Origin of the sequence: Rhodohalobacter barkolensis (genome assembly GCF_002834295.1) — a bacterium.
GTDB classification, from domain to species: domain Bacteria; phylum Bacteroidota; class Rhodothermia; order Balneolales; family Balneolaceae; genus Rhodohalobacter; species Rhodohalobacter barkolensis.
Genome location: NZ_PISP01000003.1, coordinates 502,954 through 518,944 on the forward strand (window position 1 = coordinate 502,954; position 15,991 = coordinate 518,944).

At 46.2% G+C, this 15,991-nt stretch carries 10 protein-coding genes; all 10 read left to right on the forward strand.

The window, feature by feature from the left end:
• The first annotated feature begins 7 nt into the window (after positions 1–7).
• The 10 genes from CWD77_RS12080 (at position 8) to CWD77_RS12125 (ending at position 15,969) form a co-directional block, all read left to right on the forward strand.
• The gene (locus CWD77_RS12080; protein WP_101073818.1) at positions 8–4,408 is read left to right on the forward strand and encodes a hybrid sensor histidine kinase/response regulator transcription factor; all 4,401 of its coding nucleotides are present in this window, start codon (positions 8–10) and stop codon (positions 4,406–4,408) included.
• Between the two features lie 907 nt (positions 4,409–5,315).
• Entirely contained in the window at positions 5,316–5,801 is a 486-nt protein-coding gene (locus tag CWD77_RS12085) for a nuclear transport factor 2 family protein (protein WP_206018009.1), read from the forward strand.
• Positions 5,802–5,886: 85 nt separating this feature from the next.
• The gene (locus CWD77_RS12090; RefSeq protein ID WP_101073819.1) at positions 5,887–6,828 is read left to right on the forward strand and encodes an SDR family NAD(P)-dependent oxidoreductase; all 942 of its coding nucleotides are present in this window, start codon (positions 5,887–5,889) and stop codon (positions 6,826–6,828) included.
• 345 nt (positions 6,829–7,173) lie between these two features.
• Positions 7,174–7,932 carry a hypothetical protein gene (locus CWD77_RS12095; RefSeq protein WP_133120231.1) on the forward strand — a complete coding sequence of 253 codons (759 nt, stop codon included), beginning with the start codon at positions 7,174–7,176 and terminating at the stop codon, positions 7,930–7,932.
• A gap of 122 nt (positions 7,933–8,054) precedes the next feature.
• Positions 8,055–8,432: a response regulator transcription factor gene (locus CWD77_RS12100; RefSeq protein ID WP_101073821.1), complete on the forward strand. Its 378-nt coding sequence runs from the start codon at positions 8,055–8,057 to the stop codon at positions 8,430–8,432.
• Between the two features lie 131 nt (positions 8,433–8,563).
• Positions 8,564–9,466: a hypothetical protein gene (locus CWD77_RS12105; RefSeq protein WP_101073822.1), complete on the forward strand. Its 903-nt coding sequence runs from the start codon at positions 8,564–8,566 to the stop codon at positions 9,464–9,466.
• Positions 9,467–9,904: 438 nt separating this feature from the next.
• The gene (locus tag CWD77_RS12110) at positions 9,905–10,843 is read left to right on the forward strand and encodes an APC family permease (protein WP_101073823.1); all 939 of its coding nucleotides are present in this window, start codon (positions 9,905–9,907) and stop codon (positions 10,841–10,843) included.
• Positions 10,844–11,208: 365 nt separating this feature from the next.
• Positions 11,209–12,579, forward strand: coding sequence for a PP2C family protein-serine/threonine phosphatase (locus CWD77_RS12115; RefSeq protein WP_101073824.1), 1,371 nt, complete (start codon positions 11,209–11,211; stop codon positions 12,577–12,579).
• A complete protein-coding gene (locus tag CWD77_RS12120) occupies positions 12,548–13,306 on the forward strand; it encodes an antibiotic biosynthesis monooxygenase family protein (RefSeq protein WP_101073825.1) in 759 nt (252 codons plus the stop codon). The genes CWD77_RS12115 and CWD77_RS12120 overlap by 32 nt, the downstream gene beginning before the upstream one ends.
• Positions 13,306–15,969: a serine/threonine-protein kinase gene (locus CWD77_RS12125; protein WP_101073826.1), complete on the forward strand. Its 2,664-nt coding sequence runs from the start codon at positions 13,306–13,308 to the stop codon at positions 15,967–15,969. Before CWD77_RS12120 ends, CWD77_RS12125 begins: the two co-directional genes overlap by 1 nt.
• Positions 15,970–15,991 lie beyond the last annotated feature (22 nt).

The following is a 15,991-nucleotide window of genomic DNA, read 5'->3' on the forward strand; positions in this document are numbered from 1 at the left end:
TAATTGCATGTTTAAACAAACAACTCTATCGTCACCTGCCAGGTGTTTTGGGATCCTGATGGTACTCCTGCCACTGTTTTTATTGGCTGCCTGTACCGAAACGTCCGGAGATCGGAACGCTTCACTCCCACCACCCCTTTATTCTCAACCTAAAACGTTTGAATTAAATGCAGGTGTATCCATTCCTGCCACACCAAAAATCATCCACCCCGACAGCGTGGCCAAACCCCAATCTTTTACCGTTGACCCCGCAGCATTAACTACAATAAATACCCCATCAAACCGACATCAAATACCCAAAGAACGTACCATCATACCCATTGATAAAAGCCAGCTCAAAACCATAAGAGTGGGCGAAGGCAATCCCGATTTTGTATTGGTGAATAGCATGGGTGACACGATACCCACAGGCACACCTATTCCAGCGAGGGGTATAGTGGTAAAAGCTATTCATTCTAAACCTACCCGAGCCCTGCCCCCATCTACTAAAGATGCCGCCATTGCCAATCTGCAATATTTAAATATGGAGCATGGTATGGCTTCATCCTTCGTAAGGGCTGTTTTAGAAGACAAAAGCGGAAATATTTGGATTGGGTCTCGGGGCGGTGTAAGTATATTTAATGGTGAAAGCTTAACCCACTACACTGAAAATGAAGGCTTATCCAATAATTTCATCAGGGCCATCCTGGAGGACAAAAATGGAAATATCTGGCTGGGCACGGAAGGCGGTGGGGTGAGCGTATTTGACGGGGAAAGTTTTATCCATTACACCGAAAACGAAGGATTACCCAGTAATTTAGTCAGAGCCATCCTGGAGGACAATAGCGGAAATATCTGGCTGGGGACTCGAAGAGGTGTTAGCGTATTTGATGGAGAAAACTTTACCCATTACTCTGAAAAAGAAGGATTATCCTATGGTGATATCATGTCCATCGCTGAAGATCAGAGCGGGAATATCTGGTTTGGGACTTTTTACGGTGGGATAAACCTATTTGATGGAAAAAGCTTTACCCATTACAGCGAAAACGAAGGCTTATCCAATAGTAATGTCGTGTCCATCTTGGAGGATCAAAGTGGAAATATCTGGCTGGGCACGGATGGTGGTGGGGTTAGTCTGTTTGATGGCGAAAGCTTTACACATTTTAGCGAAAAAGATGGGCTGTCCAGTAGGTTCATCTGGTCCATCCTGGAGGATCAAAACGGAAATATCTGGCTGGGAACCCGGGGTGCCGGGGTGAACGTATTTGATGGAGAAAGCTTTACCCATTATGGCGAAAACGAAGGATTATCCAATAATACCGTTTGGTCCATCACAGAGGATCAGAGCGGAAATATCTGGTTGGGGACGGAAGGCGGTGGGGTGAATGTATTTAATGGCAAAAACTTTTCCCATTACACCGAGAATGAGGGTGTATCCAGCAAGGTCGTCAGGGCTATTTTAGAGGATCGAAACGGAAATATATGGGTGGGCACCGAAGGCGATGGGGTGAGTGTATTCAATGAAGAAAGTTCCACTCATTACACCGAAACCGATGGGTTATCCTATCATACTGTCGTTTCCATTCTGGAGGATCGAAACGGAAATATCTGGCTGGGCACCGAAGGCGGAGGAGTGAGCGTATTTGATGGAGAAAGCTTTACCCATTACAGCGAAAACGAAGGTGTATCCAATGGTTTCGTCAGGGCTATGTTGGAGGACAAAAACGGAAACATCTGGATGGGGTCTCGGGGAAGAATAAGCGTTTTTAATGGAGAAAACTTTACCCATTACATCTATAAAGAAGGTGTATCCAATAGCGTCGTCTGGTCCATTCTGGAGGATCGAAACGGAAATATCTGGCTGGGGACAGAAGGCGGCGGGGTAAGCCTATTTAATGGTAAAAGCTTTACCTATTACACTAAAGCCCGGGGCTTATCCAATAATATTGTCAGGGCCATCACAGAGGATAGAAAAGGAAACATTTGGCTGGGGACCTGGGGTGGAGGAGTGAGCATTTTTAATGGAGAAAGCTTTATCCATTTCACCGAAAACGAAGGCTTATCCAATAATACCGTCTTCTCTATCATAGAGGATAAAAGCGCTCCTTTAAATGAAGTTATCGTCTATGTAGGAACAGAAAATGGGCTTTCAAAAATTTCTTTAAAAGAAGATGAAACTTCCGCTGATGAGGAATTTGCGTTTAGTATTCAAAACTTTGATAAACAAAATGGATTGAAAGGCTTGAGATTCACATCAGGCGCCACCATTGACAGTAAAAACCGTGCCTGGTGGGGCACAGACAAAGGGTTGGTCATGCTGGATTTGAATACGCTTAAGCTTTCTAATGAAATACCCAGGCCCCGTTTATCTCAATTAGAAATTAACGAGCAGTATATAGACTATCGCAATATCTTAGATAGCCCCGAAAGCCAAAGGGATCAAATCAAATTTGATGGTGTGCAAAAATTTGAGAACTATCCTCTCGGTTTAGAGTTACCCTATGATAAAAATCACATCACCTTTTATTTTGCAGCCATAGACTGGGCAGCACCGCATAAAATCCGATATAGTTATAGAATGGAGGGCTTACATACAAATTGGAGCCAACCCACCGCCGAGCCGATGGCCGATTACCGTAACCTGCCGTTTGGTGCCCACACCCTCCAAATCCGGGCCATCGGTGAGAGTGGAATCTGGAGTGAGCCGTTTGAGTATACATTTACCGTTCTTCCACCATGGTGGCATACTTGGTGGGCGTATGGATTGTATGGTTTCCTGTTTCTTTCAGCAATCTATTCACTGCGGCGATACGAGCTGAACCGGTTCAATCTGAAAAATCAGCTGCAGCTTGAAAGGGTTGAAACAGACTCTCTCCGGAAGCTCGATCAGCTAAAATCTCATTTCTTTGCCAATATCTCTCATGAATTCAGAACGCCGCTGACCCTGATTATCGGTCAAATTGAAACACTGCTTGATTCTGAACATGACCGAAACAGAAAAAAGAAATTGATTTCGGCAAACAACAGTGCCGGGCAGCTTCTTTCCCTGATTAACCAGCTTCTGGATTTATCAAAGCTGGAAGCAGGAAAAATGGAATTGGTATTGATAAAACAAGACCTGGTGTCATTTTTAAAGAACCATTTCTTCTCATTTGAATCTCTTGCAGAAACAAAAAATATTCACCTCAATTTCTCATCGTCAAGATCCGCTATTTCGGTGATGATTGATACGGATAAGATGGAGAAGGTATTTTTCAATCTCTTCTCGAACGCCATCAAATTCACTGAACCCGGCGGTCATATCGATGTGTCCGTCGATATTCGTGAGTCTGATTTTGTTGAAATACGGGTGAAGGACACCGGGATCGGTATATCCCAAGATCGACTCCCTTATATTTTTGACCGCTTTTACCAGGCTGACTCCTCAAACACCCGTAAATATGAAGGAACCGGGATTGGTCTCTCCATTGCACACGAAATGGTGATGCTGCATAACGGTACGATTGATGTGGAGAGCGATGAGGGTGTTGGAACCGAATTTATCGTCCGCCTTCCGTTTGAAGAAGACACCGGACGAATGGTTCATGAGTCTGATGTTGATGAGCAGGTATTGGCTGAGGATGAGACCGCCTCAAAACCACTTCCGGATTTTAAAGTACTGCTTTCGGACCATGATGAAATCGTCCTTATTGTGGAAGATAATGGCGATGTTCGCTCTTTTATCGCTGAACAGCTGCAAGGCGAATACAAGATTTTGGAAGCCGCTAATGGCCTGGAGGGAATTGCCGTGTCGCAGGGCACCATCCCGGATTTGATTATTACCGATCTAATGATGCCGGAAATGGACGGCTATGCGTTTAGTCAGAAAATCCGGAGCGACGAAAAAACAAGCCATATCCCAATTATTATGCTCACAGCCAAAGCCGGCCTGAACCCCAAAATTGAGGGCCTGGAACTGGGGATTGACGCCTACCTGACGAAGCCGTTTCATGTAAAGGAGCTTCAGACAAGAGTGAGATCTCTCATTCAGCAGAGAAAAAACTTAAAACAGCAGTTCAGTAGTGCCACTTACTTCAAGCCGTCGGTAATTGCAAAAACGTCACCTGACCAGAATTTCCTTGCCAAAGCAATTGATGTGATCAATAAAAATCTATGTAATGAAGAGTTTAAGGTTGAAGATTTTGCCGGATCACTGAACATGAGCAGCTCTCAGCTCAACCGTAAACTGAATGCTCTTGTAGATCAGCCTGCCGGACACTTTATCCGGTCTGTGCGTCTGCAGCGCTCGGCCGAACTTTTGAATCAAACCGATAAAACGATTGCTGAGATCTGTTACGAAGTTGGGTTCAGCGACCAGGCTTACTTCTCCCGCGCCTTCAAAAAACAGTTTGGAAAGAGTCCGTCGGCATTTCGAAAGTTGTCTATTTGAGTGAATCCCCTCTCGAGAGGGGAAAAGGATTTGAAAACTGCGGAACGCAGGTTTTCAAACCGAGGGGTGTGTTGGATGGGGCAGGAGCCTTGAAAATGCGTTGTTTAAGTTAGTTCTATGAACCGGGAGATGTCTCGACTACGGCCAAAAGAGGCCTCCGCTCGACATGACAGGGTGTGTTATATTTCAACGGGCGGCGCATCAGGTCAGGAAGTTGGCAATGGGTTTTGATCTGCGCTGCCCGCTTTTCTACTCCACGTGTCTTGTCATCCCGACTAAATGAGCGGAGCGAATGCATGGAGGGATCTCCTTTTGACGGGCAGGAGTCAGAACAGGGAGATCTTCTTGTGATTGGAGGGAGTTTTGAAAATGCGTTGGTTAAATGAGTCCCAAGCGCAAGGAGATTTCTCGACTCCACAACGGCGCCGAAGGCATCCCGTTGGGAAAAATCACTGGTGTTTCGCTCGAAATGACAGGGCTTGTCGGAATAAATGGCGGCGTTTAACTTTTCCAACCTTACTAAACTCCCATTTACGCCGCCAATGCCAATTTATTCGCGGCGCGGCAATTAACCAGGTTCGGGATCTGAGTTTTATTCGCCGCGCTACCTAACCGAAAACATATTGTCATCCTGACCGAAGGCGTGTCTTTCGCCTGAGCGGAAGGATCTCCGCGTTACCGGCAGGAGCTCTGAAAAGAGTCGTTTTTCCCATTTATGACTCAATAATCCAAACAAATGCGTGGTTTGTACAAGAGTTGAGTTGTTCCCTGATGTAGTTTTTAATTCGAAAACAGCCTTTCAATTATTAGCCGGTGCATGTATAAAAAGCCACTAGCTAATCAAAGGCGAATTTAATTGTCAGATGATTGTCATGTTCAAAAACTCAAACCCGGGTAAACAAATATTATGAAAACAAAACCAACCAAAATCATTTTAGCCTCTCTACTAACCGTTTCCTTTTTAATGACGGCCTGCGTTCAAACGCAAAACAGTAATCCAAATGTAGAGATCATAGAAGGTTTATATGAAGCCTTTGCAGCCGGAGACGGCGGGGCTGTCCTGGCAACATTCTCGCCCGATATTGTGTGGAATGAAGCTGAAAGCAATTCCGTCGCGGATGGAAACCCGTATATAGGGCCACAGGCAGTTGCCGAAGGAGTATTTGGACGGATCGGACAGGAATGGGAGACATTTGTTCTCACAGATCAAAACGTATACGGAGTTGGTGAAGATATGGTATTGGCTACCGGAAGATACCAGGGAACGCATGCTGCAACCGGTAAGACGATCAATGCACAGCATGTTCATCTTTGGTGGTTTGAAAATGGCATGATCACACGATTTCAGCAGTACGTGGATACCAAACAGTTGGCTGATGCAGAAGCAGAATAGATCAAGAAAGAGAAGACCCCGGAATGAAGTTTTTGAGAACGACTTTGTTTCGGGGCTTTAATAACAACGCTAAAATTGGAAAATTATGAAAACAGCAGGTATTATTGGCGGTTCAGGATATATCGGCAGCTACGTCACCAAACGTTTTCTCGAAGAGAACTATAATGTGAAGGTGACTGCCAGGGATATCTCTAAAAAGAAAAAGTACCAGCATCTGAAGCAGCTTCAGAATGCAGAAAACCTGGCCATTGTTCAGGCCGACGTGACGGACATCGATTCCCTAAGGGCCTTTATGGATGGATGTGATATTGTAGTTCACACCGGCACGCCGTTTCAGCTGGATGTAAAAGATCCAACCAAAGAGCTTTTTGAGCCCACCATCAAAGGCACCGAGAATTTCCTGGCGCTTGTTCAGGAATCGGGCACAGTAAAGCAAGTGGTGGTTGTGGCCTCCGTTGCCGCATATAACACAGGGTATCCTTTGCCGGTTGAAGGGCGTCCGGCGGATCATCTCTACACCGAAAACGATGAGCCGCACCTGAATGAAGAGGGGCATCCATATTGTCAGGCGAAATATTACGCTGACCAGGTTGTCCGGAAATTTATCAAAGAGAATACGGATACCGATATTGAAATCGTAAGCGTGTACCCAACAGGCGTGATGGGGCCGGCTCTATCCCAGCGGGATGATTCCACATCCATGGGACTGCAGTATCTGTTCAAACATAAGATTGCACCCAACCCTTTTGTGCAAATGCTTTATGACAACGACATGGAGTTTGCCATCGTTGACGTCCGCGATGTGGCCGAGGGAATTTTCAGGGCGGCCACGAAGGGCGGACTGCACGGCAAGCAATATTACCTGAGTAACGAGAGCTGGAAAGTGTCGGATATTTCACGAATGCTGAACAGCGAGCCGGTAATTGAAAAACGCCGGTTTGTGTATAGTGGCAAACTTGCGGAACAAGAGTTGGGAATAATGTATAAGCCGGCATCAGAATCATTCAGGGCATATTCAGAGCAATAATACTTTTAGATTAAATCAGGAGAAAAAATCAGCAGTCATCGGTTCGTTTTGGAACTGTGGCTGCTTTTTTTATTTATAAATTGAACGGCGACTACCTCCCAATCACCATCTTTTCGGCCAGAATCTCCCTCCTTTTAGGCCTCAAACTTCAAAAACGTTCGAAAAGTCCAAAAATTCGCGTTGATAGTCCAAGACTGTGACAAGAGTAAATAGTAAAATAAGTTTGGAAACGGGAGTAACTACGTTGGCGAATGCCTTATCTCTTCAATGTTTAGTATGCCGATTCATTTCAAGTCTGGCTTGACGGGCAGATATCTAAACACCTAAACCAATAGAATAATCAACATGAAAAAACGATTAACCTCTACTCTGTTACTTACAGTCATCGCCTTTATGGCAGTGAATGCAGTAGCTCAGGAAACCGAAGAACATGTACGTATGGAATATCTGCTCTGTCAGCTGAATGAAGGATTCACATTTGAGGATGTGATAAACAATGCCAAGGAATATGGTGAAAAAGTTGCTGCGGAAGGCAATCAATACAATCAATATCTGCTTCGCCCATTGATTACGGGACAGCGCCTTGAAGGTGTTACTCATATTATTGCCGGCATGTGGCCCAATGGCGAAGAAATGTACAAAGAGTATGGCGACTACGTAAATAAGTATATCGATGAAGACATGGAAAATGAGGCCCATACGTGCCGCGTGGTCTACGCAACAATGGACCATGTTGTTGTAAATGATTTTCGGGAAAATGAAACTGCCGATCAGAGATGGCCGCTACAACTTTCAGATTGTACGTTAAAAAAGGATGTATCAATGGACTATGCTGTTCAGGTTCAAAAAGATGTACATCAGGCTGCTCTTGAAAATGACATGGGCGGATATGGCGTTCATTTCCAAGTACCCTACCTGGGCTTTGAAGATGCCGAGTTTGATTTTATTTCTGCAGTCTGGTGGCAGAGTTTTGAACACCGGGGAAATATGGCTCAAAATTACTATAAAATTGCAGAAAACTACGACCAAGAGATGAGTTCAGTAGTAAGCTGCAAAAATGATCGAACTTATTTTGCAGAGCCGCTTTTTTCAACCTGGGAGTGATAAGCTGATTACGCTAAGACAGTGGCCACCGTTTTTTTGTTTTGGTTACGGTTGCTGCTGTTTTTTATAAAAAGGCATCTATGACAATCATCAAATGATAAAGGCTACAAAAAGAATCTGTTATGAAATTTTTAGTTGTTGACGACGAACGCGATGTGGAAATGCTTTTTAAGCAGAAATTCAGAAAAGAGATCCGGAGCGGGTTGATTGAGCTGGAGTTTGCCTTTTCGGGTCAGGACGCATTGGACCGCCTTCATAACACTGAGCCACCCGATGTTCTCTATATTTTTTCGGACATCAATATGCCCGGAATGTCGGGATTGGAACTGCTCAACAAGGTTAAATCACAGTTTCCTCAAATCCAGGTGAGCATGATTTCGGCTTACGGAGATGACGAAAACTACCGGAGAGCCATAGATTTTGGAGCCAAAGAGTTTTTCACCAAGCCTATTGATTTCGCGTCGCTGAAACAGGAAATGCAGGAGATGTTGGATGGCTAATGAAAGGGCAGAAATTGATCAGATAAGTTTTTCGAAAAATCGATTCACGGGGGATTAATAAATATTGAGGTGAAAAGTCCCCCCTTAACAATGGGAGACTTAGAGTCTAAACTTCCAACAAAAATATAATTATGATGATAAAATATAACCGTTACCTGACTATGCTGATGCTTTTCACAGCAGCACTAATTATTACTGCCTGTGGAAATTCCGGAGACGAAAACAGGATGGAATCGCCTAACAACGGTAACATGTCGATGGCACAGGAGGCAGGTCATTCGCAGGAAAGCCAGCATGTCGTTGAGTACGCTGCACTGGACTTTGTGTTTGCCGGCCCCTCCGAAATTCCTTCCGGCTGGACGACTTTTCGTATGCCGAACCAAGGCGAGGAGCATCACGTCATGATACTCATTCAGCTGCCTGAGGGAGTCTCTTACGCGGAGTACAACGAAGCCACCGTTCAGCGCGAGGCAACTGGCTCAACGCCTGACTGGTGGGGTGATAACGTGATTATGGGCGGACCTGCTGCGCTGGCTCCAGGAATGACGGGTGAGACCACGGTGAAACTGGATCCGGGTGAATACGCGATGGTCTGCCCGGTTCAGACCGCTGATGGAACGTCACACAGCACCCTCGGCATGATGCGTCCGCTAACGGTCACAGAAAAAGATTCCGGTGCCCCTGAGCCGAAAACTGACATCACCATGACGCTCCGCGGCCTCGAATTCGAAATGGACGGAGTCATTACACCGGGACGTCACACCGTCCGTGTCCGTTTCGTAGATCAACCCGAGGGTAAACCGCATGACGTTCACGTCGCGCGACTCGGACCAAATCAGACAGTCGAGGATTTCGCTACGGCAATGGAGACCCTTGACTTAACCGGCTCCGATTTCTACTTCATCGGCGGTGCCGAGGACATGCCGGAGGGGTACACAGCTTACTTCACCGCAGACTTTGAGCCGGGCCGGTATGCTTTCTGGTGTCATTACCATTCAGGAGATGGTATGTTGCAGGAGTTCAGGGTAGAATAGTCCGGGCAGACTCAATGATCCAAAGATTACAGTCAATGTAGATATTGATTTATAGGAAAATGAATCGCTTGGTGAAGTGTCATATACTGCTGAAGATTTCAGGAAGGTCTCTTTACAACAATTTGGTCGTATTTTCTTCGTGTTCCCTCGGGTTTTAGCGCCTTCGCGGTTTAAAAGCGGGCTTATAAATTGCCCAAAGCTTTGGTTTTAGGTTATGAAAACATACCTGCATGCAGTAACACTTCGGTACGCAGGCACGAGGGCTCGAAGTTTTTCGAATGATGACAGGAGTTTTGATTTACACTCCTATTCCTGTTTTAATCCATTAAATGCGGGGTGAGTCCAAACATTTGCACGATAAGTACAAGCATTCCACATCGTGAGAGAGTAGTTTTTTGATGGAAATCGGAACGATACCCAAACAAATCTGTCCACATTATGGAATCATCCAATTCAGTATCACCCCTCCAAAAAGAAGAAGGGCTTAAGCGCACCATCGGCGTGTGGGGTCTCAGCGCCAATATTGTAAACATCATGGTGGGAGCCGGAATATTTGTGCTGCCGGCCATTGTGGCTGCCGGACTAGGTTCTGCAAGCCTCTTAGGCTACCTCTTCTGCGGACTCCTCATTGCGCTGATTATGCTCTGTTTTGCCGAAGCCGGAAGTGAGGTTACCGACTCGGGCGGGCCATACACCTATATTGAATCAGCGTTTGGTAAGTACGCCGGTTTTATGACGGCCAACCTCTTCCTGATTGCAGCCCTGGCAGCTGAAGCAGCCATTGTCAATGCAGCCGCTGATATTCTGGCCTCTTTTACTCCGCTTCTTGAAGTGAGTATTTTCAGGATACTCTTTTTTCTGCTGATCTTCGGCGGTTTTGCCTGGATCAATGTGAGGGGAGTAAAGCATGGGATTGGCTTGGTTGTACTCATGACCATTGCCAAGCTAACACCCCTGGTACTACTGGCAATGATTGGTTGGAAAGATGTCACTGGCGTCAACCTATACTGGGAGACGATTCCCTCAATGGGAAGTATTGGACAGATGTCGCTCATCCTATTTTTCGCTTTTATGGGAGCCGAGGTGGGTTTGTCGGTTGGCGGTGAGGTTAAAAACCCTCAGAAAACCGTGCCTCGGGCAATCTTCCTCGGAATAGCCGGTGTTCTGGTTCTGTATATGCTCATACAAACTATATCTCTTGGTGTGTTAGGGAGTGATCTTGTGAATTTTCAGGAAAATCCACTGGCAGAAGTTGGAAGCAGGGTTTTCGGCCCTGCCGGGCTAACCCTGATCACTATTGGTGCCGTTATATCCATGTTAGGGAGTACAAATGGAGGCATTTTGAACATGCCCCGTGTACTCTTCGCAGAGTTGTAAATTTGTAAATGGCGTATTCCGTAAATGTATAGCAGACGGGTCTTTACCCTATAAAAGTCAGTAAATCCTGGCCCTTTGATTAAAAAATGAAAACACTTAAATCGAAATTTCTATGATAATACAGACCTATTATTTAAACTTCCATAGGAGAAAGAGTGATTTTTATAATGAATAAATTATTGATAATAGAATGCACGCACCTTGGATTTTGTCCGTTAACTCAATTGTGTCTGATTGACTTTTCCCGGACAGTTTGAGGATCTGCATCTGCAAAATTAGAACTGTTGAACCGCTTTGCTCAACCTGAAAGCTGAAGAGAACCGTGAAACCGTAGTAAAACAGGATGTTAACCCTATACCATATTTATGAAAGAAGATCATTCCCATAATATTCTGCCGGACGAATTGAAGCGCCTCGAGGAAGAAAACAGGCGTCTACGGGGAGCGGTGGATGAACTTGCAATCCTGAACGACCTGGCCCTGGCCATAGGAGGCAGTCTGGATAGTGAAGTAATTATGCGGTCTATCATCGGTAAGTCGATAAGGGCACTTGGAGCTGAACAGGGAGATATCACGCTTATTGACGAAGACCAGGCCAATCCCACACACACGCTTGTCAGAAGCATGGTTGCCACGAGCGAGCACTCCCCCCTGCACCTGAATCAAAATCTCTTGGGCTGGATGCAGATCAACAAAAAACCACTTCTGATCAACGAACCTGAAAATGATTCCAGGTTTCGAAATGTAGATTGGGACAACTCTATCCGGTGCCTGTTGAGTGCCCCCCTGATGGCAAGGTCAAAACTGATCGGGATTCTTACGATCTACAATAAACGCGGTGACAACGCTTCGGGTTTTTCAGAGTCTGACCAGCGGCTTCTATCCATCATATCGGCTCAGTCTGCCCAAGTAGTTGAAAATGCACGGTTTTATGAGGAGCAACAGGCGTACCAGTTTATGCGGAAGGAGCTTGAACTGGCTTCATCCATTCAGAAAAAGATGCTGCCAATGGCCGCACCTCAAATCGACGGTTACTCTGTAGCGGGGAAAAATGTAACCGCCAGGGAGGTTGGCGGCGATTATTTTGACTATATCCGAATGGATGAAAACCGCTGGGCGCTGTGCCTGGGGGATATCAGCGGAAAGGGCCTGCCGGCGTCATTGCTGATGACAAACCTGCAGGCTGTTCTTCACGGACAGACCTATCACCTGGTGAAGCCGGGGGAAATTCTTAAAAATGCCAACAGGCAGCTTTACCAAAGCACAAATGCCGATAAATTTGCCACCCTTTTTCTCGCCATTCTGGATACATCCGCCCACACAATTCACTATTCAAGCGCCGGTCACGACTATCCGTTTTTGATGAAAAATAACGGCACCCACCTTAGGCTGAAAACAGGAGGGTTACCGCTGGGGATGATGGAGGGAATGGAGTATGAAGAGGAAACGATACGCCTCGATGAAGGAGATCTTCTGTTTATTTTTTCAGATGGCGTTACCGACGTATCCAACGAGGAAGATGAACTACTGGGTGAGGAACCTGTTTTTGAACTGCTTCAAAATGCACAAAGGCACAGCGAGTCACCGGACAGCCTTATCAGGCATGTGGTTGATATGTGCCTGGACTACTGCGGAAAGGTACAGCTTTTCGATGATGTTACCGCCCTGGCCCTAAAAAGAACTGAAACCGGACAGGAGGAGCACTATGCAGTTACGAATGGTAGAAGCGGCCGTTAAGAAAGGTGATGACCTGAGCCTGGAACACCTTTACGCCGAAAAGATTATTCCGGCTCTTGAAAATACGCGCGGATGCATTTTTGCCGGGCTGATGCAGCGTCAGGACCAACCTTCCAAATATATCTCTTTAACACTTTGGCGCAGTGATAACGATGCGGAAAATTATGTACTCTCAGGTGAATACCGGAAAAATCTGAGGGAAGTTGAGCATACATTTGAAGAAGGTGATGAGTGGAAAATTCAGCTCTCCAGAGACGATACCGTAGAATACATTCCGGTGGAGTCTGAACCCGAAGTGAAATCGTTTGCAATTTCCGGAAAACAGGATCACTTGCCGCCACACCTTGCGGCAAAGACCGGCTATCTGAGAATTCTTTCACTGAAAGTTAAACCGGGCCGGGCAGAGGAGTTCAAAAAAATATACTACAACGAAATCCTGCCGGAACTGGAATCGGTAAACGGATGCCGGTTTGCATTTTTATTGGATAATTCCGGTCATGCCGGTGAGATGATCTCCCTTACGATGTGGGATGATGCCGCTTCGGTTGATTACTACGAAAAAGAGGGATTGTTCAACTCTTTTCTGGGAAGGCTTAATCATACGCTGGGCAATCTTTACAGGTGGAAAATGGCCCTCGAAAACCGATCGAAATCCGCTACGGCAATAACAAGCCAGGATATAGGTGTGAGCAAATTTACAATGATAACCGGTAAAAAATTTGAGTAATGGATTTGACTGACAGAACCATATCTCACTATATCATAACCGGGAAAATCGGTGCGGGCGGTATGGGTGTGGTATATAAAGCTCGCGATACAAAGCTCAGCCGGGATGTGGCTCTGAAGTTTTTACCGGGAGCATCCACAGTTGATGCTGAATCACAAAAACGGTTTTTGCAGGAAGCCCAGTCCATCGCGCAAATTAATCACTCCAATATTTGCCAGATCTACGGAATAGAAGAAGATGACCGGGGCGTACGATTTATTGTGATGGAATATGTGGACGGCGTAAACCTTGGTGAGGCCCTTATCAGCAAGGCCGGTCATCAAACCGGGCTGCCTACAAACGGTTCGGTGAACACCGGGAAACAAGGAGAGCATAAAACAGGATCTGAACAAATCCTGGACTATGCGATTCAGATTGCCAGGGGCCTGGATGCGGCCCATCAGAAAGAAGTGATTCACCGCGATATCAAGCCGGCAAATATCATGGTAACCGAAAAAGGACAGGTTAAAATCCTGGATTTCGGACTGGCAAAAACGGCCGGTGTGGAAGAGATAACCCGCGCCGGATCCACGCTCGGTACAATCTCCTATATGTCGCCTGAACAGATTCGGGGTGAAGGGGTGGATAAACAATCAGATATTTGGTCTTTTGGGGTGGTGCTTTACCAGATGGTGACGGGACGCCTGCCATTTGGCGGGGACTATGAACACTCCATTATGTATTCGATTATGAACACAGATCCGCCTCCCCTGGAAGCGGAGGAGTATCAGCTGCCTGCACAGTTCATCAGCGTGATCGAACGTTGCCTCTCAAAAGAGACAGAAAACAGGTACCCATCAGCAACTGAACTGATTGAAGAGCTGCTTGAGATTGCAGGTTATTCGACAGCGAACGTTAAGTTATCATCTAACGAACTGAAGAAGCCCAGTTCCGGCATACCTGCTCTTCGAACAAGGAAAGTACTATTCGGATCGGGCGTTCTTGCCATTCTGTTTCTAACCGTTTTTCTGCTGTTCAATGGGTCTGACCTGCTTCAACCCGGTTCCGCTGCGCCCGGCCCGGAATTTATTCATGTGGCGGTTCTCCCCTTTTCAAACATTGGGGCTGACCCAAGTCGCCAGGTATTTGCCGACGGTCTTGTTGAGACGATAACGAGCCAGCTCTCCCGGCTGGAGCAGTTCCAGACCGATCTCTGGGTGGTGCCGCCCGGAGAGTTGAGAAGTCATAGCATCACGAGCGCCGGTGAAGCCAACCGGATGTTTGGTGTGAACTATGCTATTGCCGGAAGTCTACAGCCTATTAGTGATCGTCTTCGGCTGACAATTACGCTAATCGATTCAAAAAATCTTCGTCAGATAAATTCGGCGGTTGTGGATGTTGATGCTTCCGAGGTGCTGGAGCTGCATGACAAATCGGTAGAAAACCTTTTGGCAATGCTGAACCTTGAACTGAATCAGGAGGCAATCGGGGTAATAAATGAAGGCAACACCCGGGTGCCGGCTGCATTTGAACTCTATGTTCAGGGTCTCGGCTATCTTCAAAAATATGAGCAAAAATCAGAAAATATCGACAACGCCATCGAAGCTTTCAGTGAAGCTGTGGCGATAGATAACGATTTTGCACTTGCACACGCTGGGCTGGGACAGGCATACTGGAGCAAGTATGAAAACACTAGAGAGCGGTCTTGGATTGACCGGGCAGTTGAGGAGAGTAAAATTGCCTATGACCTGAATAAAAATCTCCTGCAGGTGAATATTACAAGGGGAATGATCAGTTCAGGAACAGGAAACTACGAGGATGCAGTACAATATTTTAATGACGCCCTGTCAAGCGATCCAACCAGTGCTGATGCTTACCTGGGGCTGGCTGAAGCATACGAGTATACCGGGGATTACGAAGAGGCTGAATCAACCTATAAACGCGCCATTTCTCTAAAACCGGACTACTGGGCAGGGTACAACAATCTCGGGGCTTTTTATTTCAGGAACAGCAACTATGATAAAGCGAAAGAGCAATTCAGGCGCGTGATAGAGGTCACCCCCGATAATTACCGTGGCTATATGAACCTTGGCAGCATGCACTATTTTACTGAACAGCTTGAAGAAGCTCGGGTCATGTATGAGAAATCCCTTGACCTCGAAAAAACTTATAGTGCAGCTTCAAACCTCGGTACACTCTATTATACAGAAGGAAGGTATCCGGAATCGGCCAACATGTATGAAACGGCTCTCGAGATAAACGATGGTAACTACGTTCTGTGGGGAAACCTGGCAAGTGCCTACTACTGGTCTCCCGGCAAACGGAGTCAGTCGTTTTCTGTCTACGAACGTGCTCTTGAGTTGGCAATAGAGCAGAACGAAATCAATCCGAACAATCCGGACGTCATTATAGACATGGCCGGATATGAGGCCCGGCTCGGAAACAACAGCCGAGCAAGAAGATATGCTGAGCAGGCACTTGAATATGACCCCGAAAGTGCCACAATTATGTATCTGGCTGGAAGCGTATTTGAACAGGTGGGTGACAGGCCGGAAGCACTGTTCTGGATTAAAAGTGCGGTGGATGCCGGCTATTCGAGATCTGACATTGTAAATCAACCTGAACTTCAGGAGCTGATAAGAGATCCGCGTTTTCAGGAGATTTTAGAAACGGAGCCTCGCTGAATAGAAAGAATGTATGTACACA